This is a genomic window from Serratia sp. CY38905 (genome assembly GCF_052168875.1).
GTDB lineage: Bacteria > Pseudomonadota > Gammaproteobacteria > Enterobacterales > Enterobacteriaceae > Serratia > Serratia sarumanii.
In genome coordinates this window covers 116069-140129 of sequence record NZ_JBJNLV010000002.1, presented here as the reverse complement: position 1 = coordinate 140129, position 24061 = coordinate 116069, and the positions used below count along the sequence as shown (strand labels likewise).

At 59.4% G+C, this 24061-nt stretch carries 24 protein-coding genes; 10 read left to right on the top strand and 14 right to left on the bottom strand.

The window, feature by feature from the left end; translation table 11 throughout:
• Positions 1-482 precede the first annotated feature (482 nt).
• Together ACJ8MK_RS07400 and zwf are read right to left on the bottom strand one after the other, a co-directional pair.
• On the bottom strand, positions 483-1124 hold the full coding sequence (locus tag ACJ8MK_RS07400) for a bifunctional 4-hydroxy-2-oxoglutarate aldolase/2-dehydro-3-deoxy-phosphogluconate aldolase (RefSeq protein WP_060418888.1): 642 nt from the start codon (positions 1122-1124) through the stop codon (positions 483-485).
• A gap of 154 nt (positions 1125-1278) precedes the next feature.
• Positions 1279-2754 carry a glucose-6-phosphate dehydrogenase gene (gene zwf / locus ACJ8MK_RS07395; RefSeq protein WP_033634844.1) on the bottom strand — a complete coding sequence of 492 codons (1476 nt, stop codon included), beginning with the start codon at positions 2752-2754 and terminating at the stop codon, positions 1279-1281.
• A gap of 447 nt (positions 2755-3201) precedes the next feature.
• Here zwf and ACJ8MK_RS07390 point away from each other — a divergent pair, with 447 nt between their 5' ends.
• From ACJ8MK_RS07390 to ACJ8MK_RS07380, 3 genes are all read left to right on the top strand, one after another.
• Complete coding sequence (locus ACJ8MK_RS07390; protein ID WP_033634845.1) at positions 3202-4074, top strand: MurR/RpiR family transcriptional regulator; 873 nt, start codon at positions 3202-3204, stop codon at positions 4072-4074.
• A gap of 189 nt (positions 4075-4263) precedes the next feature.
• On the top strand, positions 4264-5706 hold the full coding sequence (gene pyk / locus ACJ8MK_RS07385; protein WP_019452801.1) for a pyruvate kinase: 1443 nt from the start codon (positions 4264-4266) through the stop codon (positions 5704-5706).
• 85 nt (positions 5707-5791) lie between these two features.
• On the top strand, positions 5792-6673 hold the full coding sequence (locus ACJ8MK_RS07380) for a leucine-rich repeat domain-containing protein (protein ID WP_442517627.1): 882 nt from the start codon (positions 5792-5794) through the stop codon (positions 6671-6673).
• Positions 6674-6722: 49 nt separating this feature from the next.
• Here the strand turns inward: ACJ8MK_RS07380 and lpxM are convergent, their stop codons facing one another.
• The 3 genes from lpxM to znuA all read right to left on the bottom strand — a co-directional run bounded on the left by lpxM (position 6723) and on the right by znuA (position 10130).
• Entirely contained in the window at positions 6723-7691 is a 969-nt protein-coding gene (gene lpxM / locus ACJ8MK_RS07375; protein WP_033638507.1) for a lauroyl-Kdo(2)-lipid IV(A) myristoyltransferase, read from the bottom strand.
• A 150-nt stretch (positions 7692-7841) separates the two neighbouring features.
• Entirely contained in the window at positions 7842-9164 is a 1323-nt protein-coding gene (gene mepM, locus ACJ8MK_RS07370) for a murein DD-endopeptidase MepM (RefSeq protein ID WP_033654402.1), read from the bottom strand.
• Between the two features lie 21 nt (positions 9165-9185).
• A complete protein-coding gene (znuA, locus tag ACJ8MK_RS07365) occupies positions 9186-10130 on the bottom strand; it encodes a zinc ABC transporter substrate-binding protein ZnuA (RefSeq protein WP_060430831.1) in 945 nt (314 codons plus the stop codon).
• A gap of 78 nt (positions 10131-10208) precedes the next feature.
• Here znuA and znuC point away from each other — a divergent pair, with 78 nt between their 5' ends.
• Positions 10209-10967 carry a zinc ABC transporter ATP-binding protein ZnuC gene (gene znuC / locus ACJ8MK_RS07360; RefSeq protein ID WP_004932357.1) on the top strand — a complete coding sequence of 253 codons (759 nt, stop codon included), beginning with the start codon at positions 10209-10211 and terminating at the stop codon, positions 10965-10967.
• Positions 10964-11749 (top strand): zinc ABC transporter permease subunit ZnuB, encoded by a 786-nt coding sequence (gene znuB / locus ACJ8MK_RS07355; RefSeq protein WP_033634849.1) that lies wholly within the window; start codon positions 10964-10966, stop codon positions 11747-11749. Before znuC ends, znuB begins: the two co-directional genes overlap by 4 nt.
• A gap of 228 nt (positions 11750-11977) precedes the next feature.
• Here znuB and ruvB read toward each other — a convergent pair whose 3' ends face one another.
• The 7 genes from ruvB to ACJ8MK_RS07320 all read right to left on the bottom strand — a co-directional run bounded on the left by ruvB (position 11978) and on the right by ACJ8MK_RS07320 (position 17567).
• Positions 11978-12982, bottom strand: a complete 1005-nt coding sequence (ruvB, locus tag ACJ8MK_RS07350; RefSeq protein ID WP_442517626.1) for a Holliday junction branch migration DNA helicase RuvB — start codon at positions 12980-12982, stop codon at positions 11978-11980.
• A 19-nt stretch (positions 12983-13001) separates the two neighbouring features.
• A complete protein-coding gene (gene ruvA / locus ACJ8MK_RS07345) occupies positions 13002-13616 on the bottom strand; it encodes a Holliday junction branch migration protein RuvA (RefSeq protein ID WP_033634852.1) in 615 nt (204 codons plus the stop codon).
• 112 nt (positions 13617-13728) lie between these two features.
• Positions 13729-14250 carry a crossover junction endodeoxyribonuclease RuvC gene (gene ruvC, locus ACJ8MK_RS07340; protein ID WP_033634853.1) on the bottom strand — a complete coding sequence of 174 codons (522 nt, stop codon included), beginning with the start codon at positions 14248-14250 and terminating at the stop codon, positions 13729-13731.
• Between the two features lie 57 nt (positions 14251-14307).
• Entirely contained in the window at positions 14308-15051 is a 744-nt protein-coding gene (locus ACJ8MK_RS07335) for a YebC/PmpR family DNA-binding transcriptional regulator (protein ID WP_004932370.1), read from the bottom strand.
• 19 nt (positions 15052-15070) lie between these two features.
• A complete protein-coding gene (gene nudB, locus ACJ8MK_RS07330) occupies positions 15071-15517 on the bottom strand; it encodes a dihydroneopterin triphosphate diphosphatase (protein WP_004932373.1) in 447 nt (148 codons plus the stop codon).
• A complete protein-coding gene (gene aspS / locus ACJ8MK_RS07325; RefSeq protein WP_043147580.1) occupies positions 15517-17301 on the bottom strand; it encodes an aspartate--tRNA ligase in 1785 nt (594 codons plus the stop codon). The genes nudB and aspS overlap by 1 nt, the downstream gene beginning before the upstream one ends.
• Positions 17302-17375: 74 nt before the next feature.
• Positions 17376-17567 (bottom strand): FmdB family zinc ribbon protein, encoded by a 192-nt coding sequence (locus tag ACJ8MK_RS07320; RefSeq protein WP_033632845.1) that lies wholly within the window; start codon positions 17565-17567, stop codon positions 17376-17378.
• A gap of 254 nt (positions 17568-17821) precedes the next feature.
• On the opposite strand from ACJ8MK_RS07320, the gene ACJ8MK_RS07315 reads away from it, so the two are divergent.
• From ACJ8MK_RS07315 to cmoB, 5 genes are all read left to right on the top strand, one after another.
• On the top strand, positions 17822-18400 hold the full coding sequence (locus ACJ8MK_RS07315) for a hydrolase (protein WP_442517625.1): 579 nt from the start codon (positions 17822-17824) through the stop codon (positions 18398-18400).
• A 53-nt stretch (positions 18401-18453) separates the two neighbouring features.
• Positions 18454-19269 (top strand): DUF72 domain-containing protein, encoded by an 816-nt coding sequence (locus ACJ8MK_RS07310; protein WP_086581081.1) that lies wholly within the window; start codon positions 18454-18456, stop codon positions 19267-19269.
• A 102-nt stretch (positions 19270-19371) separates the two neighbouring features.
• On the top strand, positions 19372-19767 hold the full coding sequence (locus ACJ8MK_RS07305) for an MAPEG family protein (protein ID WP_004932387.1): 396 nt from the start codon (positions 19372-19374) through the stop codon (positions 19765-19767).
• A 102-nt stretch (positions 19768-19869) separates the two neighbouring features.
• Positions 19870-20613: a carboxy-S-adenosyl-L-methionine synthase CmoA gene (cmoA, locus tag ACJ8MK_RS07300; RefSeq protein WP_033634856.1), complete on the top strand. Its 744-nt coding sequence runs from the start codon at positions 19870-19872 to the stop codon at positions 20611-20613.
• Positions 20610-21581: a tRNA 5-methoxyuridine(34)/uridine 5-oxyacetic acid(34) synthase CmoB gene (cmoB, locus tag ACJ8MK_RS07295; RefSeq protein WP_033647645.1), complete on the top strand. Its 972-nt coding sequence runs from the start codon at positions 20610-20612 to the stop codon at positions 21579-21581. The genes cmoA and cmoB overlap by 4 nt, the downstream gene beginning before the upstream one ends.
• A gap of 36 nt (positions 21582-21617) precedes the next feature.
• Here the strand turns inward: cmoB and ACJ8MK_RS07290 are convergent, their stop codons facing one another.
• Positions 21618-23579, bottom strand: a complete 1962-nt coding sequence (locus ACJ8MK_RS07290) for an FKBP-type peptidyl-prolyl cis-trans isomerase N-terminal domain-containing protein (RefSeq protein ID WP_442517624.1) — start codon at positions 23577-23579, stop codon at positions 21618-21620.
• Complete coding sequence (locus tag ACJ8MK_RS07285; protein WP_369949461.1) at positions 23576-23980, bottom strand: hypothetical protein; 405 nt, start codon at positions 23978-23980, stop codon at positions 23576-23578. Before ACJ8MK_RS07285 ends, ACJ8MK_RS07290 begins: the two co-directional genes overlap by 4 nt.
• Positions 23981-24061: the final 81 nt, after the last annotated feature.

The following is a 24061-nucleotide window of genomic DNA, read 5'->3' as shown; positions in this document are numbered from 1 at the left end:
CGCATTGCGGCGCGCAAGACGCAGAGATCCCTGGGGATAAACTGACCCAAACGCAAAAAGAATGTTTGCCCGGCTGAACGGTAGAGCGAAGGCGAAAGCCCGCTACCGGCACCGGTTAAGGGAGAAAGACGCTATAGCTCGCTGCACCAGTGATGCTCACTGGCAAGGATCGCAGACAGGAAGAGTTGGCACGTAGAGGTTCTGAGGGTAATTCCGTTAATAGTCATCATAATCGTTCTCTATTATCAGCCGCACACCGTGCGATTTGCCCAATATCCTCATGAAAGTAAAATTTTCGACTGAGATATTTTTACCACAGCCAAAATAAGAAAGCAAACTGCCGTTTTCATAAAAATCGAAAAAAAACGGGTTAAAAATAAGAACGTTAATCACGATAAAAATTAAAAAAGGCTCAACGGAGCGTTGAGCCTTGCGATATTCGCGGGCGCGCAAATAAGCGCCAACCCCAGGCGCGGCGCGGGTTACAACGCGGCCCCGCTGACGGCGCTGCGCGCCAGTTCAGTGATGCGCGCGTAGTCGCCGCTTTCGAGCGCGTCCGCCGGCACCAGCCAGGAACCGCCGATGCAAAGTACGCTGTTCAGCGCCAGATAATCGCGGTAGTTGTTCGGCGTAATGCCGCCGGTCGGGCAAAAACGCACCTGCGGGAACGGGCCGCCGATCGCCTGCAGCGCCTTCACGCCGCCGTTGGCTTCCGCCGGGAAGAATTTGAACTCGCGCAGGCCGTGATCCATGCCCTGCATCAGCTCGGAAACGGTGCTGATGCCCGGGATCAGCGGGATTGGCCCCGCCGCCGCCGCCTGCAGCAAGGCTTCGGTCAGCCCCGGGCTGATGGCGAACTGCGCTCCCGCCTCGGTCACCTCCCGCAGCTGCTGCGGATTGATCACCGTACCGGCGCCGATAATGGCCTCCGGCACCTCTTTGGCGATAGCGCGGATCGCCTCCAGCCCGCAGGCGGTGCGCAACGTCACCTCCAATACCCGCACGCCGCCGGCAACCAGCGCTTTCGCCAGCGGCACCGCCTGTTCCAGCTTGTTGATCACGATAACAGGCACCACCGGCCCTGCCGTCAGGATCTGCTCGGCGCTGGTTTTCCAGTTTTTCATCGTTATTTCTCCATTACTCGCGGTTAACAATGGCACGCCCCTGCCACAGGGCTCCGCGCAAATGCGCGGACGTCCGGCCGTACCGTAAGTGATGTGGCCCACGCGCAGATCGCAGGCAAAAAAAAGCCGGCAGACAGGCTGCCGGCATTGCGCATTACTCGAACTCGTTCCAGGAACGGCCGTCGCGGGTGATCATCGCCACCGAGGCCACCGGCCCCCAGGTGCCCGCCTGATAAGGCTTCGGCGCCTCGTTGTCGGCTTTCCATGCGTCCATGATGGAGTCGACCCACTTCCAGGCCTCTTCCACTTCATCGCGGCGCACAAACAGCGCCTGAATACCGCGCATGGTCTCCAGCAGCAGGCGCTCGTAGGCGTCCGCCACGTGCTCCTGGTTGAAGGTTTCCGAGAAGCTCAGATCCAGCTTGGTGGTCTGCAGACGGTGCTTGTGATCCAGCCCCGGCACCTTGTTCAGCACCTGAATTTCGATGCCTTCGTCCGGCTGCAGGCGGATGGTCAGCTTGTTCTGCGGCAGCTGTTGATAAGAGTCGCTGAACAGGTTAAGCGGTGGGTTTTTGAAGTACACCACCACTTCCGAGCATTTGGTCGGCAGACGTTTACCGGTACGCAGGTAGAACGGCACCCCGGCCCACTGCCAGTTGTCGATATCCACGCGGATGGAGACGAAAGTTTCGGTGCTGCTGCTCTTGTTCGCCCCTTCCTCTTCCAGATAACCCGGCACTTTCTTGCCCTGGACGAAACCGGCGGTGTACTGACCGCGCACGGTGGTTTCCCGTACATTGGTCTGATCGATACGGCGCAGCGAACGCAGTACCTTCACCTTCTCGTCGCGGATACGGTCAGTGGTCAGATCCGCCGGCGGCGACATGGCGATCATGGTCAGGATCTGCAGCAGGTGGTTCTGGATCATGTCACGCATCTGGCCGGCCTGGTCGAAGTAACCCCAGCGCCCTTCGATGCCCACCTCTTCCGCCACGGTGATCTGCACCGAATCGATGGTGCGGTTATCCCAGTTGGATGCGAACAGCGAGTTGGCGAAACGCAGCGCCAACAGGTTCAGCACCGTCTCTTTGCCGAGATAGTGGTCGATACGGTAAACCTGGGATTCGTTGAAGTACTCCGCCACCTGGTCGTTGATCACGCGGGAAGACGCCAGATCGGTGCCCAGCGGCTTCTCCATCACCACGCGCGCCGGCTCATGGTTCAGTTTGGCTTCGCCCAACCCTTTGCAGATGGCGCCGAAGGTGCTTGGCGGCATGGCGAAGTAGTTGATGGTGGTGCGGTGTTTCTGATCCAGCATTTTACCCAATTTGGTAAAGTTCTTGCTGTCGTTGACGTCCAGATTGCAGAAGTCCAGGCGTGCGCTCAGCGTGGCCCAGAGTTCGTCATCCAGTTTTTCCTTCATGAAGGTGCCAAGCGCTTCCTTGACCACTTCGGTATAGGCTTTTTTATCCCACTCCGCGCGGCCGACGCCGATGATCCGCGTTTCCGGGTGGATGTGTCCGGCTTTCTCTAACTGGTACAGGGAAGGCAGCAGCTTACGGCGCGCCAAATCACCTTTCGCGCCGAAAATAACCAGGTCACACGCCTGGGCTGTAGAGGTTACCGCCATGTTCATCTCCTCGTTGCAGGATATTTGTAATTTTCTTACATTACTAATGTACTCTGTTTGACTACGGCCAGCAAACCCAGCGCAGAAGCAGAAAAAAGACCTCAATATTCCAGTGGAAAGCGCCAATGTGCGCCAGCGCCCTCGTCCCGGGCAAAACTGTAATTTTTCGTCTTTTTTGACGCTCTGTTACCATTATGAAAGTTAGACACAGGTCATATTCTGGTGAAAAAAGCCTGCATACGCCCTGTCGAGACTGCCAACGGTTACCAGCACGTAGTATATTTTCACTAAACCGGCATTGATTTCTCCTTTGTTTGAAATCGTCATACCCTATCGATTCCAGGTTACAGCCGCTCGTTTGGCGTCTGCTTGCACGGCGAACACGGGCGAGATTCGACGCTGTTGCTTGAAAGCCACAGGGATAAAACCATGAGTGACTCTCGTTATATGAATACGCTGGACAAAATCCAGAGCCATCTGGAACTCCTGAGCAAATCTGAAAGGAAAGTCGCCGAGGTGATCCTGGCCTCCCCGCAGACCGCCATTCACTCCAGCATCGCCACGCTGGCGCGCATGGCCGACGTCAGCGAACCCACCGTCAACCGTTTTTGCCGCCGCCTTGATACCAAAGGCTTTCCCGACTTCAAACTGCATCTCGCCCAAAGCCTGGCTAACGGCACGCCCTACGTAAACCGTAACGTCGAGGAAGATGACAGCGTCGATGCCTATACCAGCAAGATCTTCGAATCGGTCATGGCCAGCCTGGATACAGTAAAGGCAAATTTGGATATTGCCGCAATCAATCGTGCGGTTGACCTGCTCACCCAGGCAAAAAAGATCTCTTTCTTCGGCCTGGGCGCCTCCGCGGCGGTGGCGCACGATGCGATGAACAAATTTTTCCGCTTCAACATTCCGGTGGTCTACTTCGATGACATCGTTATGCAGCGCATGAGCTGCATGAACTCCGGCGAAGGCGACGTGGTGGTGCTGATCTCACACACCGGCCGCACCAAGAATCTGGTGGAGATGGCCCACCTGGCGCGAGAAAACGACGCCACGGTACTGGCTATCACCTCGCGCGACACCCCGCTCGCCCAAGCGGCGACCCTCGCTCTGCTGCTCGACGTGCCCGAAGACACCGACGTTTACATGCCGATGGTGTCGCGGATCGCGCAATTAACGCTCATTGACGTGCTCGCCACCGGATTTACCTTGCGCCGAGGGGCTAAATTCAGAGATAACTTGAAGCGGGTCAAAGAAGCACTCAAAGAATCGCGCTTTGATAAAGGCGTGGTCATTCCCAACAGTTTTGATTCGTGACCCGACGAAGAAAAAATCGCCGTTCAACAGACATTTGAATGACGGCATCAGAGGCGGTACCCTGTTAACATGCTCATGCGGGTAACCCGGGTGAAATATCAGTGTTGTAAAATTACATTTCACGCCTGGTTTCGTTATCCGACGTTATCGCAACACCAATATTTGCTTCACCAGTCAACGGAGTAATACATGTCCAGACGGCTCAGAAGAACCAAAATCGTTACCACCCTGGGTCCGGCTACTGACCGCGACAATAATCTGGAAAAGATCATTGCCGCCGGCGCCAACGTAGTTCGGCTTAACTTCTCCCACGGCAGCCCGGAAGATCACCAGGCTCGCGCTGACAAAGTGCGCGAAATCGCCGCAAAACTGGGACGTCACGTCGCTATACTCGGCGATCTGCAAGGGCCGAAAATCCGCGTCTCCACCTTCAAGGAAGGCAAAATCTTCCTCAACGTGGGCGATAAATTCCTGCTGGACGCCAACCTGTCAAAAGGCGAAGGCGATAAAGAAAAAGTCGGTATCGACTATAAAGGCCTGCCTGCCGACGTGGTGCCGGGCGATGTCCTGCTGCTCGACGACGGCCGCGTTCAGTTGAAAGTGCTCGAAGTTCAGGGCATGAAAGTGTTTACCGAAGTGACGGTCGGCGGCCCGCTGTCCAATAACAAGGGCATCAATAAGCTCGGCGGTGGCCTGTCGGCCGAAGCGCTGACCGAAAAAGACAAGGCGGACATCGTGACCGCCGCCAAGATTGGCGTCGACTATCTGGCGGTTTCCTTCCCGCGCACCGGTGAAGACCTGAACTATGCCCGCCGCCTGGCGCGCGACGCCGGCTGCAACGCCAAGATCGTGTCCAAGGTTGAGCGCGCCGAAGCGGTCTGCAGCGACGAAGCGATGGACGACATTATTCTGGCCTCCGACGTGGTGATGGTTGCCCGTGGCGATCTCGGCGTCGAAATCGGCGATCCGGAACTGGTCGGCATTCAGAAGAAACTGATCCGCCGCGCCCGTACCCTGAACCGCGCGGTGATCACCGCAACCCAGATGATGGAGTCGATGATCACCAACCCGATGCCGACCCGCGCCGAAGTCATGGACGTGGCCAACGCCGTGCTGGACGGCACCGACGCCGTTATGCTGTCGGCGGAAACCGCCGCCGGCCAATACCCGGCGGAAACCGTGGCGGCGATGGCGCGCGTTTGTCTGGGCGCCGAGAAGATCCCGAGCATCAATGTTTCCAAACACCGCCTGGACGTGCAGTTCGACAACATCGAAGAAGCGATTGCCATGTCTTCGATGTATGCCGCCAACCACCTGAAAGGCGTTACCGCGCTGATCGCCATGACCGAGTCCGGCCGCACCGCGCTGATGATGTCGCGCATCAGCTCCGGCCTGCCGATCTTCGCCATGTCGCGTCATGAGCATACGCTGAATCTGACCGCGCTGTATCGCGGCGTGACGCCGGTGTATTTCGACAGCCACAAAGACGGCGTGATCGCCGCCAATGAAGCCGTCAATCGCCTGCGCGACAAGGGCTTCCTGGTCTCCGGCGATCTGGTGATCGTTACCCAGGGCGACGTGATGGAAACCGTCGGCACCACCAATACCAGCCGTATCCTGCGCGTCGAGTAATCCACGCCGCAGACGAAATGCCGGCCGGCTCACGTTGGCCGGCATTTTTTTTGCCCCTGCACCGCCATAAAAGACGGAGAACACCATGCTCCACCAACACAATCCCGCAGCGAGCGGTGATGAGCTCGATCTCGACGGCCACGGCCTGACGCAGCTCGACGAGTCGCCGTTAGCCGGCCACGCGCTGCGCAAGATTAGCCTGTACGATAATCAGCTGACGGCCCTCCCTGTCGCCCTCTTCCGGCACCGAAATCTGCGGGTGCTGAATATCTCCTGCAATCAGCTCGACCGCCTGCCGCCGGAGATTGGCCAGTTGCAACAGCTCGAGATGTTCGACTTTGGCCACAATCGCGCAAACGAACTCCCCGAAGAACTGGGGCAGCTGCATCGGTTGAAATACCTCTATCTGAGCGATAACGGCTTTAGCGATCTGCCGCGCTCGCTGGCGCAGCTGCAGCAGCTGGTTTACCTCAACGCGACCGACAACCATTTAACCGTTTTGCCACAGGCGATACCGAGGCTGGCGGCATTGCAGGAGTTGCGTTTATACAACAACCGCATCGGCAACCTGCCCGCCGAAATCGGGCAACTGCACGCGCTGCGCGAACTGCATATCATGAAAAATGCCCTGACCTCGCTGCCGGCGGAAATGGCTCAGCTCGGTGAGCTGGAGATACTCGACGCGGCTAACAATGCCATCGCCGAGCTGCCGCAGGCCTTCTGTCGGTTGCCGCGGCTGAGCGAGCTGAACCTGCGTTTCAACCAGCTGACGCGCCTGCCGGAAAATATCGGCGAGCTGACGGCGCTGAGAAGTCTGGATCTGCGCGCCAACCGCCTGAGCGACCTGCCGGAAAGCCTTGGCGAACTGAGCCGCCTGCGCAAACTGGACCTGCGCTGGAATGATTTCACCCACACCCCCAACGTCATCGACATCCTGCGTGCTCGCGGCTGTAGGGTGCATATATGAAGAGACGCCGGCCGGATTGCGGCCCGGCCGGCGTTAGCGGCAGAAAGGATTAACGATACAGATCGTCGCGCGAGTAAGGTTCAATCTCCCCTTCCTTGCGCGTCTTCAGCAGTTTGAGGATCCAGGTATACTGCTCCGGATTCGGGCCCACCAGATTTTCCACTTCTTCATTCATGCGGCGGGCAATGCGCGGATCGTCGGCTTCGGCCAGATCGTCCATCGGCTCGCGAATATAAATATCCAGCATGCTGGTTTTGCCGTCGTACACCGGGAACAAAGGCACGATCGCCGCGCGACACACCTTCATCAGCCGCCCCACCGCCGGCAGCGTCGCCTTATAGGTGGCGAAGAAATCGACGAACTCGCTGTGCTCGGCGCCGTGATCCTGATCGGGCAGATAGTAACCCCAATACCCCTGCCGCACCGAACTGATAAACGGTTTGATGCCGTCGTTGCGCGCGTGCATGCGGCCGCCGAATTTACGCCGCACGGCGTTCCACAGGTAGTCGATCAGCTGATTGCGCTGGTTGTGGAACATCGCCGCCATCGGTTGGCCGCGCGCGGCCATCAGCATCGCCGGCACATCCACCGCCCAGCCGTGAGGCACAAGGAAAATCACGTTGCGCCCTTCCGCCCGGATCTTGTCCAGCACCTCTTCACCGTGCCAACGCACGCGCTTGAGCACTTTCTCGGGCTTGGTGCAGGCCAGCTCCGCCATCAGCACCATCGACTGCGGCGCACAGGCGAACATCTGGTCGATAATGTGCTCGCGGTCGCTTTCCGGCAGCCCCGGCAAGCAATACAGCAGGTTGATGCGGGCACGGCGGCGCGCGCCCTTCGCCAGCTTGCCGGCCAGTTTGCCGACCGCACCCAGCACCGGATCGCGCAGGCGCGCGGGCACCAGCGAAATGCCGGCCATCAGGCCGGTTCCCAACCACACGCCCCAGTAGCGCGGATATAAAAAGGCTTTTTGAAACTGCGGGATGAACTCTACGTTCGATTTCTTCTCGTTTTGCATGCACATGCTCTTAGCTTAGCGATTCGGCTAATCATAATTGCCATCACCGATTTTGCAATTAACAACCGCGAACCGCCCAGATAAAACAGCATCGGCCCGCAATCAGGCCGATGAAATTAGCGGCGCCGAAGCGCCGGAAAAAGGGGGACGTTAATCCAACTGCAGTTGAGGAACCACTTCCTTCACCTGTGCCAGATAATCGCTGCGGTCTTTGCCGCCCAGCCCTTCGGAACGCGGCAGCTTGGCCGTCAGCGGGTTCACCGCCTGTTGGCCGGTCCACAGTTCAAAGTGCAGGTGCGGCCCGGTGGAGCGGCCGGTGTTGCCGGAGAGCGCAATGCGATCGCCGCGTTTCACCTTCTGGCCCGGTTTCACCAGCAGCTTTTTCAGGTGCATATAACGCGTGGTGTACTGGCGACCGTGGCGGATCGCCACATAGTTGCCCGCCGCGCCGCTGCGTTTGGCGATCACCACTTCACCGTCGCCGACCGCCAGCACCGGCGTGCCGACCGGCATGGCGAAATCGACGCCTTTGTGCGGCGCCACGCGGCCGGTCACCGGGTTCACGCGGCGCGGGTTGAAGTTGGAGGAGATGCGGAACTGTTTCATGGTCGGGAAACGCATGAAGCCGCGCGCCAGGCCTGAGCCCTGGCGATCGTAGAATTTGCCGTCTTCGGCGCGGATCGCGTAGTAATCCTTGCCGCCGGTGCGCAGACGCACGCCCAACAGCTGGCTTTGCGATTTCTTGCCGTCGAAATGCTCGCGCGACATCAGCACGGAGAACTGGTCGCCTTTGCGCAGCTTGCGAAAATCGAGCTGCCACTGCAGCGCCTTAATCACCGAGTTGATTTCGTTACGGCTCAGCCCGGCGTCGCCAGCGCTGCTGACGAAGCTGCCGTTGACCCGACCGCTGATCACGTTGTTGCGCCATTCGCCCTGCTGCGCCTCTTTCGACTCTTTGAAGCTGTTGCCGACGCGGTCATAGGTGCGGGTTTCGCGGCGGGAAACTTCCCAGGTCAACTGCTGCAGATCGCCCGCATCGTTCACGGTCCACGACAGCTGTTGGCCGATCTTCAGATTACGCAGATCGCGGTTTTGCGAGGCCAGCAGCGTGACATCCGACATATCGATGCCATATTGCGTCAGAATGCTGCCGAGGGTGTCGCCGGTGGAAACCACATATTCATGCACGCCATCGTCGCCGGCGTCTTTCTGATCCAGCTCATCCTGCGGGATTTCGTCATCGGGGGTGGGTTGGTCGGCATCAATCGGCTCACTGGCTTCGGGGAGCAATGACCGCATCTGGCTGGATTCTAACTCGACGCTCTTGGCAATGGGGTTGTGTTCTGGGTGGTAAACAAAAGGCCGCCAAACAGCGACGGCCAATGTGACGACTGTCAGCGACCCCAGCATGACGCGGTGGGGCCGTGGCAGGTTGTTATACGCCAGAGCGATAGTTCGGACTATCTGCTGCACTCGATATTATCCTCATAAGCTTTACTTCAGGCAGCTCACGTACTGGTTTGACAGCTGAGTCAGGAATTTCCCGTAGCTGTCCTTCCCCAGCGCGATGCCGACGCCCAGCGGGTCCAGCGTTCCGGAACGCACTTTGGTACCCTTGGCGACGGCATTGATTACGGCCGGCCTGAATTGTGGCTCAGCAAAAACGCATACCGCTTTCTGCTCAACCAACTGTGTTCGAATTTGGTGTAGGCGCTGTGCTCCAGGCTGAATTTCGGGATTGACGGTGAAATGGCCCAGCGGACTCAAACCGTAGTGTTTCTCAAAGTAGCCGTAAGCATCATGAAAAACAAAATAACCCTTACCTTGCACAGGCGTAAGCATGTTACCAACATTTTTGTCAGTTTGCGTCAGCAGATTCTCGAACTGGCGCAGGTTTGCGTCTAATTTGTCCTTATTTTGCGGCATAAGTTCCAACAATCTGTCGTGAATCGCGATCGCGGTCACTTTTGCTATCTCCGGCGACAGCCAAACGTGCATATTGTACTCGCCGTGATGATGCCCATGATCGTCATCGGCATGGTTATGCGCTTCGCCTGCATGATCATGATCGTCGTCCTCTTCGCCTTTCATCAGCAGCGGCTTCACCGCCGACAGTTCGCTGATGGCCAGCTTTCGGGTCGCCGAGATCGGCACCAGCGCCTTGTTCAGGAACGCCTCCATATCCGGCCCAACCCACAGCACCAGGTCCGCGGAACGCAAGCGCTGGATATCGGAAGGACGCAACGCAAAATCGTGCGGTGAAGCGCCATCCGGCAGCAACACTTCGGTCGGCGTCACGCCGTCGGCGATGGCCGAAGCGATAAAGCCCAACGGACGAATCGAGGTCACCACCGCCGCGGAAGCGCTGCTCAGAGGGCCGGCCATCAACAGTGCGCTGGCCAGCAGCGTGCGCTGCAGCCATTTATTTTTCTTTGCCATCATCAGTAATCCCATCGTTTTCATCAACAAGGCGTGATATTATAACATTCGCTTCGTTCTGCAACCTGTAATCTCGAGATGTCTACACTGATAACGCTAAAAAATATCTCCGTCGCCTTCGGCAGCCGCAAGGTGCTGTCGAACATTTCCCTCAGCCTGCAACCCGGCCGTATTCTCACGCTGCTGGGCCCGAACGGCGCGGGCAAGTCTACGCTGGTGCGCGTAGTGTTGGGATTGGTCAAACCGACCGCCGGCACGCTGGAGCGTGAGCCCGATCTGCGCATCGGCTACGTGCCGCAAAAGCTGCATCTTGACGCCACCCTGCCGCTGACCGTCAGCCGCTTTATGCGCCTCAAGCCCGGCGTCAAGAAAGCCGACATTCTGCCGGCGCTCAAGCGCGTGCACGCCGCCCACCTGCTCGACCAGCCGATGCAAAAGCTCTCCGGCGGTGAAAACCAACGCGTGCTGCTGGCGCGAGCGCTGTTGAACAAACCGCAGCTGCTGGTGCTGGACGAACCCACGCAGGGAGTGGACGTCAACGGTCAGCTGGCGCTCTACGATCTGATCGATCAACTGCGTAAAGAGCTCGGCTGCGCCGTGCTGATGGTGTCGCACGATCTGCATCTGGTGATGGCGAAAACCGACGAGGTCTTGTGCCTCAATCAGCACATCTGCTGCTCAGGGGCGCCGGAAGTGGTGTCGATGCATCCCGAATTCATCGCCATGTTCGGCAATCGCGGCGCAGAGCAACTGGCGGTGTATCGCCACCATCACAATCACCGCCACGACCTGCAGGGAAGAATTGTCTTGAAGAAAACCGGGAGCCGCGAAGCATGATCGAACTGTTACTTCCCGGTTGGCTGGCCGGCGTGTTGTTGGCCGGCGCCGCCGGGCCGCTGGGCTCCTTCGTGGTCTGGCGCCGCATGTCCTACTTTGGCGATACCCTGGCGCATGCCTCGCTGCTCGGCGTCGCCTTTGGTCTGCTGCTCGACATCAATCCTTTCTATGCGGTGATCGCCATTACGCTGCTGCTGGCTCTGGCCCTGGTATGGCTGGAACGCCGCCCGCAGCTTTCGGTGGATACCCTGCTCGGCATTCTGGCCCACAGCGCCCTGTCGCTGGGGCTGGTGGTGGTGGCGCTGATGTCCAACGTGCGGGTCGATCTGATGGCCTACCTGTTCGGCGATCTGCTGTCGGTTACGCTGAGCGATATCCTGATGATCGCCGGCGGCGTCGCCGTGGTGCTGTTGGTGCTGTGGTGGCAGTGGCGCGATCTGCTGTCGATGACCATCAGCCCGGAGCTGGCGCACGTCGACGGCGTCAATCTGGCGCGGGCGCGCACCGTGCTGATGCTGGTGACCGCGTTGACCATCGGCCTGGCGATGAAATTCGTCGGCGCGCTGATCATCACTTCGCTGCTGATCATTCCCGCAGCCACCGCTCGCCGCTTCGCGCGCACGCCGGAACAGATGGCCGGCGTCGCGGTGCTGCTCGGCATGGTGGCCGTCACCGGCGGCCTGACTTTCTCGGCGTGTTACGATACGCCGGCCGGCCCTTCGGTAGTGCTCTGCGCCGCCGTGCTGTTCACGCTGAGCCTGTTCAAAAAACAGCAGGCTTGATTGAAGCCAGAACCAGAATATGACGAGGGCCGCAGATGCGGCCCTTTCTACTGCTGACAGAGGAGGAAAAAACGCGGTTTTTCCTCCTCTGTGGTGAGCAGCCGAAAATCAATGAATTGATTTTCCTTATTTTTTATATGCGCCTTCTATTAATCCGATAACGTCATCAAGTTCAATATTAACGTCAAGGGCCGCAGATGCGGCCCTTTTGTATGGAGGATGGCAAACTTATGCTTCGCGTTCCAGCCCGAAATGCCGGTAAGCATGCTGCGTCGCCAGGCGGCCGCGCGGCGTGCGCTGGATAAAGCCCTGCTGGATCAGGAACGGCTCGATCACGTCCTCGATGGTTTCGCGCTCTTCGCCGATCGCCGCCGCCAGGTTGTCCAGCCCAACCGGGCCGCCGGTAAACTTGTCGATAATCGCCAGCAGCAGCTTGCGATCCATATAGTCGAAGCCTTCGGCATCGACGTTGAGCATATCGAGCGCCTGCGCCGCCACCGAACCGCTGATCACCCCGTTGGCGCGCACCTCGGCGAAGTCGCGCACCCGGCGCAGCAGGCGGTTGGCGATACGCGGCGTACCGCGCGCACGGCGGGCCACTTCATGAGCCCCCTCGTCGGACAGCTCCAACCCCAGGCAGCCGGCGCTGCGCGAGACGATGTGCTGCAGATCCGCCACCTGATAAAACTCCAGCCGCTGGACAATGCCGAAGCGATCGCGCAGCGGCGAGGTCAGCGAGCCGGCGCGGGTGGTGGCGCCCACCAAGGTAAACGGCGGCAGATCGAGCTTAATCGAACGCGCCGCCGGCCCTTCGCCGATCATGATATCCAGCTGATAGTCTTCCATCGCCGGATACAGCACCTCTTCCACCACCGGAGACAAACGGTGGATTTCGTCGATGAACAACACGTCGTGCGGTTCGAGGTTGGTCAGCATCGCCGCCAAATCGCCCGCCTTCTCCAGCACCGGGCCGGAGGTGGTGCGCAGATTCACGCCCATTTCGTTGGCCACGATGTTGGCCAGGGTGGTTTTCCCCAGGCCCGGCGGGCCGAAGATCAGCAGATGGTCGAGCGCGTCGCCACGCTGCTTGGCCGCCTGGATGAAGATCTCCATCTGCTCGCGCACGTGCGGCTGGCCAACGTATTCGCTCAACAGCTTGGGACGAATGGCGCGATCGAGGACTTCTTCCTCGTTGATCGGTTCGGCGGAGATCAGGCGATCGGCTTCAATCATTATCTACCTCTTAGCGGCCTTACAAAGCCGCGCGCAGCGCGTCGCGGATCAGGGTCTCGCAGTCGGCGCCCGGTTTGGCAATTTTGCTGATCATGCGGCTGGCTTCCTGCGGCTTATAGCCCAGTGCCACCAACGCCGAGACAGCTTCGGCTTCTGCGTCCGCTTCCGGCGCGTTGGCGGCGGCGGACGGCAGGCTGATCTCGCTGCTGCTGTTGAACAGATCGCCGTTCAGCCCTTTGAAGCGGTCTTTCATCTCTACCACCAGGCGCTCGGCGGTTTTCTTGCCTACGCCCGGCAACTTGACCAGCGCGGTGATCTCTTCGCGCTCCACCGCGCTGACGAACTGCTGCGCGGACATGCCCGACAGGATCGCCAGCGCCAGCTTCGGCCCGACGCCATTGACCTTGATCAGCTCGCGAAACAGCGCGCGCTCCTGCTTGTCGTTGAAACCGTACAGCAGCTGCGCGTCTTCACGCACCACGAAGTGGGTAAACACGATGGCCTCTTGCCCCAGTTCCGGCAGCTCGTAAAAGCAGGTCATCGGCATGTGTACCTCATAGCCCACGCCGTTCGCCTCCAGTAACACCAGCGGCGGCTGCTTTTCCAGAATATTTCCTCTGAGACGACCTATCATTTACCCTCCTGCAGAATGACCGGGCATGGCGCCCTGCCATGCCGTTGCTGGTAAAGCTTATAACATAAAAAAGGCTGGATGAATATCCAGCCTGAGCAATCATCGCTTTGCGTCAGCGCAAACGCCCGCGCGCCAGGTTCAACCGCCCTTCGCTCATCCGCAGTACGTTCTGGCTGAGGTGGCAGTGGGTAATGGCGATGGCCAGGGCATCGGCGGCGTCCGCCTGCGGGTTGGCCGAGAGTTTGAGCAGCGAGCGCACCATGTGCTGTACCTGCGCCTTTTCGGCCGCGCCGGTGCCGACCACGGTCTGTTTGACCTGCCGCGCCGCATACTCGAACACTTCCAGATTCTGATTCACCGCCGCGACGATCGCGACGCCGCGCGCCTGGCCGAGCTTGAGCGCCGAGTCCGGGTTCTTGGCCATAAACACCTGTTCGACGGCGAAGAAGTCGGGCTGAAACTGGGTGATGATCTCGCTGACGCCGGCGTAAATCAGCTTCAGCCGCGTCGGCATGTCGTCCACCACCGTGCGGATGCAGCCGCTGGCAATATAGCTCAACTGACGCCCCTGCTGGCGGATAAGGCCATAGCCGGTGACGCGTGAGCCGGGATCGATACCGAGTATGATCGCCATATCTACATCCACCTTGCATGCACGGCGCCGCCGAACGGCGGCGCCCGTTTTACCGGATTACAGCGTCGCCGCCACTTCGTCGGAGATTTCACCGTTATGGTAAACTTCCTGCACGTCGTCGCAGTCTTCCAGCATGTCGATCAGGCGCAGCAGCTTAGGCGCGGTTTCCGCGTCCATGTCGGCCTTGGTCGATGGGATCATCGACACTTCCGCCGCTTCGGCTTCGAAGCCCGCCGCGGTCAGCGCGTCTTTCACCGCGCCCAGGCTTTCCCAGGCGGTGAACACGTCGATGGCGCCGTCGTCATAGGTCACGATGTCTTCCGCACCGGCTTCCAGCGCCGCTTCCATCACGCTGTCTTCATCCAGGCCCGGTGCGTAGGTGATCACGCCCTTCTTGGTGAACAGGTAAGCCACGGAACCGTCGGTGCCGAGGTTACCGCCGCATTTGGTGAAGGCGTGGCGCACTTCCGCCACGGTGCGGTTGCGGTTGTCGCTCAGGCATTCGATCATCACGGCGGTGCCGCCAGGGCCGTAACCTTCATAGATGATGGTTTCCATATTGGTATCATCATCGCCGCCCACGCCGCGCGCAATCGCACGGTTCATGGTGTCGCGCGTCATGTTGTTCGACAGCGCCTTGTCCATCGCCGCGCGCAGACGCGGGTTGGAATCCGGATCGCCGCCGCCCAGCTTGGCGGCCGTGACCAGCTCACGAATAATCTTGGTGAAAATTTTACCGCGCTTGGCGTCCTGCGCCGCTTTACGGTGCTTTGTGTTGGCCCACTTACTATGACCTGCCATAAAAAATCTCCGAAAAAAACTACTGGACTGAATTGATCACGAACTCTTCAATCGCCTGCTGATTGCTCCACGACTTGGTCAACTTCACGGCCTCGGCCGCCTCAAGCCATTGGTAAGCGTGATGCTCGGTAATCACCGGATCGCGCTCCTCGGGCAACGCCAGACAGAACCAGTGCTCTTTATTGCGCGTGGTTCCCGGCGCATAGCGATGTCGCAAATGGACAAAGAGTTCAAACTCCACGCAGCGCTGGCAATCGAACAACGGCAGGTGCTCTGCTTCGATATCGATGCCGACTTCTTCCATGACTTCACGCCGCGCGGCATGCGGTGGCGACTCATCCTGTTCCAGGCTGCCGGTGACCGACTGCCAGAACTCGGTATCGTCGCGCCGCTGTAACATCAGCACCCGACCACTGGATTTCGCGTAAATCACTACCAGGATAGATTCAGGGCGCTTGTAACTCATCACTCGCTCTCTTGTTCCGCACCGGCTTTCTTTACCACGCTGATCGCCAGCTCCTGCAGCGCAGCCGGGTTGGCGAAGCTCGGCGCGTCGGTCATCAGACAGGCCGCCGCGGTGGTTTTCGGGAAGGCGATGACGTCGCGGATGTTGTCGGTGCCGGTCAACAGCATCACCAGACGATCCAGGCCGAAGGCCAGGCCGGCGTGCGGCGGCGTACCGTACTTCAGCGCGTCCAGCAGGAAGCCGAACTTCTCGCGCTGTTCGTGTTCGTTAATGCCCAGAATGCTGAACACCGTCTGCTGCATTTCGCTACGGTGGATACGCACCGAACCGCCGCCCACTTCGTAACCGTTGATCACCATGTCATAGGCGTTGGCGATGGCGTTGACCGGCGCTGCCGCCAGCTCTTCCGGGCTCATGTCGCGTGGCGAGGTGAACGGGTGGTGCATGGCCGCCAGGCCGCCCTCTTCGTCTTCTTCGAACATCGGGAAGTCAACCACCCACAGCGGTGCCCAGCTGTCGAGTTGGGTCAGCGCCAGATCGCGCCCCAGCTTCAGGCGCAGCGCGCCCATCGCATCGGTGACAATCTTGACGCTGTCGGCGCCGAAGAACAGGATATCGCCGGTCTGCGCATCGGTGCGCGCCAGGATGCCTTCCAGCACGTCTGCACTGAGGAATTTGGCGATCGGGCTCTGCACGCCTTCCATGCCGGCGGCGCGGTCGTTGACCTTCAGCCACGCCAGGCCTTTGGCGCCGTAGATGTTGACGAAAGCGCCGTACTCGTCGATCTGCTTGCGGGTCAGCTGCGCGCCGCCCGGTACGCGGATCGCCGCCACGCGGCCTTTGGCGTCGTTGGCCGGGCCGGAGAAGACTTTAAACTCGACGTCTTTGACCAGGTCGGCCACGTCCACCAGCTCCAGCGGGTTACGCAGGTCCGGCTTGTCGGAGCCAAAGCGACGCATCGCTTCGGCGAAGGTCATGACCGGGAAATCGCCCAGATCCACGCCCTTCACGTCCAGCCACAGTTCGCGCGCCAACTTCTCCATCACTTCACGCACCTGATCGGCGGTCATGAAGGAGGTTTCGACGTCGATCTGGGTGAATTCAGGCTGACGGTCCGCACGCAGGTCTTCGTCGCGGAAGCATTTGACGATCTGGTAGTAACGATCGAAGCCGGACATCATCAGCAGCTGTTTGAACAGCTGCGGGGACTGCGGCAGCGCGTAGAATTTGCCCTTGTGTACGCGGCTTGGCACCAGGTAATCGCGGGCGCCTTCCGGCGTCGCCTTGGTCAGCATCGGCGTTTCGATATCGAGGAAGCCGTGGCTGTCCATGAAGCGGCGCACGAAGCTGGTGATTTTGGCGCGGGTCTTCAGACGCTCGGCCATTTCCGGGCGGCGCAGATCCAGGTAGCGGTATTTCAGGCGCGCTTCTTCGCTGTTGACCTGATTGGAGTCCAGCGGCAGCGGCTCGGAGCGGTTGATGATCTCCAGCGCGTGGGCGAACACTTCCACTTCGCCGGTGGCCATATCTTTATTGATCTGGCTGTCCGGACGCGCACGCACGGTGCCGACGATCTGGATGCAGAACTCATTGCGCAGGTCGTAGGCCTTGTCGAACGCCACTTTCTGGTCCGGATCGAAGAACACCTGCACGATGCCTTCGCGGTCGCGCATATCAATAAAGATCAGGCCGCCGAGATCGCGACGACGATTGACCCAACCACACAGAGTGACTTCCTGGCCCACGTGGGACAGATTCAACTGCCCGCAATATTCAGTACGCATACGCTATCCTTTTACACAGCCGATGCCGCGCCGGGCTACTGCGCCCCTGTCGCGCGGCTGTTATCTGATAAATTCTACTTGTTACCCGGTTTAAAATCCGTCGCATACCAGCCGGTGCCCTTAAGCTGGAAACCGGAGGATGAAATCAACTTGGTCAACGCGGGCTGCCCACACGCCGGGCAGTCTGCCAGCGGCGCATCGGAAAATTTTTGCAATTTCTCTAACCGATGGTTGCAAGCACCACATGCATATTCATAAATCGGCATAGGTCGTTGGATTAAAGAGTGTTGAAAAAAGGGAGTCATTATAAAGGAAATTCATCCGCCCGATAAGTGCGAACACAGCATTGTTACTGCACTAAATGGCGCGTTTTTGCTCGAATCAACACATCGGTTAACAAATTTCCCATTAACCTGCGACAGTTTTTTCACGTAGCCTGATTCTCCCCCGGTTTTGCGCCGAACGCAGCTCGCCCGGCGCGCCGAACAGTTTTTATCCACTTCGCAACGAGATGAAATCCATGCTGAAACTTGACGCCCAAACCACCGCTCTGGTGCTGATCGATTTGCAAAACGGCATTCTGCCCTACGCCGGCGGCCCGCACAGCGCCGACCAGGTGGTAGCGAACGCCGCCCTGCTGGCCGCCCGTTTTCGTCTGCTGGGCGCGCCGGTGCTGCTGGTGCGCGTCGGCTGGTCAGACTCCTTCGCCGAAGCGCTGAAACAGCCGGTGGACAAGCCGGCTCCCGCGCCCGTCGGCGGCTTGCCGGCCAGTTGGTGGGAGTTCCCCGCGCCGCTGGCGGTCTGCGACAGCGATATTCTGGTCACCAAGCGCCAATGGGGCGCCTTCTACGGCACCGATCTGGATTTGCAGCTGCGCCGCCGCGGCATCAAATCCGTGGTATTGGGCGGCATATCCACCAATATCGGCGTGGAATCCACCGCCCGCGCCGCCTGGGAGCATGGCTATGAGCTGGTGATCGCCGAAGATGTCTGCAGCGCGCAGAACGCGGAAATGCACCGTTTCGCGTTCGAACACATCTTCCCGCGTTTGGCACGGGTGCGCGACACCGGCGAAATTCTTGCCGCGCTCGAGCGGTAACGTTAAGTTGTAGCCTGATAAGCCAAGGACAAGTAAAGGAAGACGACGCCGTGATCTATATCGGACTGCCGCAATGGCAACATGCAGCCTGGAATCGCATCGGGCTGCGTGATTTGGCGGATTACAGCCGCTATTTCAACTGCGTGGAAGGCAATACCACCTTCTACGCGCTGCCGAAGCTGGAAATCGTGCAGCGCTGGCGCGACATGACCGGTGACGATTTTCGCTTCTGCTTCAAATTCCCGTCGGACATCAGCCACAAGGCCGCCCTGCGCAACTGCGCCGCCGAGCTGCAGGCGTTTTACCACTGCCTGAGCCCGGTGCATCAACGCATCGGCCAACTGTGGCTGCAGTTGCCCGCCGCCTTCGGCCCCGATGAGCTGCCGCGCATGTGGCAGTTCTTCGCAAGCCTGCCGAAGGAATTCACCTACGGCGTAGAAGTGCGTCATCCGGCGTTTTTCGCCAAGGGCGAGGAAGAGCGTGCGCTGAATCAGGGATTGCACCAGCGCGGCATCAATCGAGTGATCCTCGACAGCCGCCCGGTGCATCACGCCGCCCCCAACACCGCCGCCGTGCGCGATGCCCAGCAGAAAAAGCCGAAGCTGCCGGTGCACGCTCTGGTCACCGCCGACCAACCGCTGGTGCGCTTTATCGGCGGTGACCAATTGGCCGACAACCTGCGCTGGTTCGAGGCCTGGCAGCAAAAACTGCCGCTGTGGCAGCAACAGCATCAGCCCTATCTGTTTATTCATACGCCGGACAACGGCGATTCGCCCCAGCAGGCGCAAAAAATTTGGCAGCAGCTACGGCTGGCGATCCCCGATTTGCCTGCGCCGCCGGACTGGCCAGAACAAGATGCACTGTTTTGACCTATTAATCTGACCAATAACATCAAATATTTCCCCGCGACAGTGAATACAATGACGGCTATGATGCTGGCTGCCAGTTTTGGTTAGGGAACGGAGTTAAAAATGGTAAGCGCGCTTTATGTGGTGCTCGGCGCATTGTTGTTGATCAAACTCTCTTATGACGTAGTCAGATTAAGGATGCAGTACCGCGTAGCCTATGGCGACGGCGGTTTCTACGAATTGCAGACCGCCATCCGCGTGCATGGCAACGCCGTTGAATACATTCCGATTGCTGCCGTCTTGCTGGTGATTATGGAAATGAACGGCGCGGAAATCTGGATGATTCACCTTTGCGGCCTGATGCTGATGGCCGGGCGACTGGTGCATTACTACGGTTTGCGCAACCGCGAGGTTCGCTGGCGCCGTTCGGGCATGGCCGCGACCTATATCTCTTTGTTGTTGATGGTTCTGGCAAATATCTTCTATCTGCCCTGGGATCTGATTTTCAGCCTGCACTGATCTCGTTTTATCATCAGGCGGCCGCGCCGCCTGCTTCCGCTCCGCTTTTTTGCGCTTTTCTGTTAGACTACGCAGCTTCGAATTCTGAACTGATTTGCCGCTATGCCAAACCGCGATACCCTTTTTTCCGCCCCCATCGCCAAACTGGGCGACTGGACCTTTGACGAACGCGTCGCCGAAGTGTTCCCCGACATGATCCAACGCTCCGTTCCCGGCTATTCCAACATCATCTCGATGATCGGCATGCTGGCCGAGCGCTTTGTGCAACCCGACAGCCGGGTGTATGACCTGGGCTGCTCGCTGGGTGCGGCGACGCTGTCGATGCGGCGGAATATCAAGGTGCCCGGCTGCAATATCGTCGCCGTCGACAATTCGCCGGCGATGGTGGAACGTTGCCGCCGCCATATCGACGCCTTCCGCGCCGACACGCCGGTCGATGTCATCGAAGCCGACATTCGCGACATCGAGATCGAGAACGCCTCGATGGTGGTACTGAACTTTACGCTGCAGTTCCTCGAACCGGCCGATCGCCTGCGTCTGCTGGAGAAAATCTATCGTGGCCTGCGCCCGGGCGGCGCACTGGTGCTGTCGGAGAAGTTCAGCTTTGAGGACGCTGAAGTCGGCGAGCTGCTGTTCAACATGCACCACGATTTCAAACGCGCCAACGGGTACAGCGAGCTGGAGATCAGCCAAAAACGCAGCATGCTGGAAAACGTGATGCTCACCGACTCGGTGGAAGCGCACAAGGCGCGCCTGCAACAGGCCGGGTTCGAGCATGCCGAAGTGTGGTTCCAATGCTTCAACTTCGGTTCGCTGATCGCCCTGAAAGCGGGGGATGCGCAATGATCGAGTTCGGTGATTTCTATCAACGCATCGCCAAAAGCCCCCTCAGCCATTGGCTGGACACGCTGCCTGCGCAGCTGAGCGCCTGGCAACGCGAATCGCTGCACGGCAAATTCAAACAGTGGTTCAACTCGGTCGAGCATTTGCCGACGCTGACCCCGACCCGTCTCGATCTGCTGCACGGCGTGCGCGCCGAGATGGAGCCGGGCCTGTCGCCGGGCCAGCTTGAAGGCATCGAGAAAATGCTGCGCACCCTGATGCCATGGCGTAAAGGGCCGTTCTCGCTGTATGGCATCGATATCGATACCGAATGGCATTCCGACTGGAAGTGGGATCGCGTGCTGCCGCACATTTCTCCGCTGGCCGGCCGCACCATTCTCGACGTCGGCTGCGGCAGCGGTTATCACCTGTGGCGCATGATTGGCGCCGGCGCACACCTCGCCGTCGGCATCGATCCGATGCAGCTGTTCCTGTGTCAGTTCGAAGCGGTGCGCAAGCTATTAGGCGGCGATCAGCGCGCCCACCTGCTGCCGCTCGGCATCGAGCAGTTGCCGGAATTGGCGGCATTCGACACCGTGTTCTCGATGGGGGTGCTGTATCACCGCCGCTCGCCGCTCGATCATCTGTATCAGCTGAAAAACCAGCTGGTGGCTGAAGGTGAACTGGTGCTGGAAACGCTGGTGGTGGAAGGCGATCGCCACCAGGTGCTGGTGCCGGGCGATCGTTATGCGCAGATGCGCAATGTGTATTTCATCCCTTCCGCCGAGGCGCTGAAATGTTGGTTGGAGAAGTGCGGCTTCGTCGACGTGAAGATCGCCGATATGTGCGTCACCAGCCTCGAAGAGCAGCGCCGCACCGGCTGGATGACCAGCGAATCACTGGCCGAATTCCTCGATCCGAGCGATCGCAGCAAAACGATCGAAGGCTATCCGGCGCCCCTGCGCGCCGTGCTGACCGCCAAAAAGCCCTAGCGCTCGCTAATCGGGCCGGCCTGGGCCGGCCCGACGTTACCCGTTGTTGACATCGACAATCCGCAGCTCATACACCATGGTCGCGTTCGGCGGGATCTGCGGCGCATAGCCCGTTTCACCGTACGCCAACGCCGGCGGCACCACCATCGTCAGCGAACCATGATTTTTCAGATGGCCGATCGCCTCGCGGAACAACGGCGGATAGGCAGAGAGCGGCTGTGACATCACCTTCCCACTGCGATCCATATCCTGAATCACGCTGCCGTCGGTTAAACTTTCCTTCACCACGATGTCCACCCGCGCGTTTTCCTTAATGGCTTCATCACCCGCATACTCGATGCGATACCAGAAACCGGAAGGCGACTTCTGCGTGCCCTTTTTCTTTTTAAACTCGGTGACGAACGCCTCGCCCTTGCTGGTTTGCACCTTCGCTGCCTGGTTCCGGGCGTCGTTCACCGCTTTTTCCGACTCCGCCAGCGCGCGGGTCAACTGCGCATCGCTTAACTGGTAATGGCCGTTGAAGGTATCGATCACGCCCGCCAGCAGCACGGTTTTATCGGGATTGATGCCCCAATTTTTACGCTCCGCCAGCATCGTTTGAATATCGCGCCCCAAAGCGACACCGGCAGCATAGCTCTGTTGCGCCGGCTTTTTCTCGAGCGCCTGTGCATCCGGCAGCCATTTGGCGCGAGAGCGCAGCCCATCCAGCTCCTCACGCAATGCCTGCTGCGTTTGGTTGGCGTCCGCTAGCGCCAATGCGTTTTTTTTCGCCTGCCCCGTCGTTTTCGCCAGTTGCAGCGTTGATTTTTCGCTTTCCGCCACCGCCGTTGTCAGCCGCTGCTCCAATGCCTTCGCCTGCTCGGTTTGCGTCTTGTTTTTTTCCTGTAGCTGCGCCAGCTGTTGCTGAAGTTCACCCGTCGCCTTGGCGGCTTCGGCCTTTTGCTGTTCCAGCGCCGTTTTCAGGCTTTTCTCTTGCCGCTCGGCCTGTTGGCGTTGTTCATCCAGCTCTTTCTGCCGCAGTGCCAGCTGCTGCTGAAGTTCTCCCGTCGCCTTGGCGGCTTCGGCCTTTTGCTGTTCCAGCGCCGTTTTCAGGCTTTTCTCTTGCCGCTCGGCCTGTTGGCGTTGTTCATCCAGCTCTTTCTGCCGCAGTGCCAGCTGCTGCTGAAGTTCGCCCGTCGCCTTGGCGGCTTCGGCCTTTTGCTGTTCCAGTGCCGTTTTCAGGCTTTTCTCTTGCTGCCCGTCCTGTTGCCGTTGATTCTCCTGCTCTTTTTGCAGTTGCGCCAGCTGCTGTTGCAATGCGCCAAGTGCCTTGGCGGCTTCCGCCTTCTGTTGCGCCAGCTCAGCGGCGGCCGCTTGTTTGTCCTGCTCATAACGCTGGCGCGCTTTATCGTTGGCGGTCTGCGCCGCCGTCAGTTTCTCCTGCCAGGCGTTATCCGCCTGTTCAGGCAACGCCGCCAGCCGTTGTTCCAGCAAGGCGATACGCCGATCGCGCTCCTCGGTTTGTTGTTTTTCCTGCGCTAACGCTGCCTGCGCCTCGGCGATCTGCGCCTGAGCCTTGCGCTCCTGCGGCGTCAGGTTCAGCGCCCGTCGCACGCCGCTGGCGAAGTCGCTCAACGCGCTCAGATCGGGAGCAGCTGTCGGTTTATCGGCAGCCGTCAGGGACGACGCAACCCGCAACGCGGTCAGCTCCTGCTGCAGTGATTGAATAGCGGTTTGCTGTTGCTCCAATCGAGCCTCTTTCTCGCGCAGCGTCTTTTGCAACTGCGCCAGTTGCTTTCTCTGCGAGCTCGTTTCACGCGGTTGAACCGGCCGGGGCGCCGACTTTTGGGTTTCCCGGGAGGGAGTAACCGCGGCGTCAGCTGCCGGTGCGTCCTGCCGCTGGTAGCGCTCGGCGAACTGCAGTAATGCCGGCACATCGTCATCCGCTGCGGCCATCGCTGGCGCAAACGCCAGCGGTATCATCAGGCTCAGTAATGCCTTTCTCGCTCGAGGGGTCATTGGGCGCGCTCTCCGCGCTCAGCCAGGCCGGTCATCATGGCAGAACTGATGTCTGCGCACAGACGGCTGGTGCGATAACGATACAGGGCGTCGACGGTTTCCTGCGTGCCCGTGTTGACCCGCTGGCGCACCCCGGCATACTGCGCGGCGCCGCCCATCAAGGTATCGAATTCGCGTTTGAATTTTTGGTATTTTTCGTTATCCATGCCGCGCATGGCATCCAACTCGCGCTGGCACTGCTGTATACGCTCGGCTTCACGCTGCCGCTTGTCTTGTTCCGCAATGTCTTCTGCACTGGGCGGCTTACTTAATGTAGAAACAGGCCGCTTGGCGGTCTGGCAGCCGGTCAGGGTCAAGGTCAGCAAAAGCGCAGCGGTCAAACAGTGTGCCGTTCGGGTCATTATCGTTATCTCCTTGTTAAGTCCGCCGCCAACGCGCTCCGCGGCTGCATCGACGGCTCTCCTCATTAATGCTGTGATGTT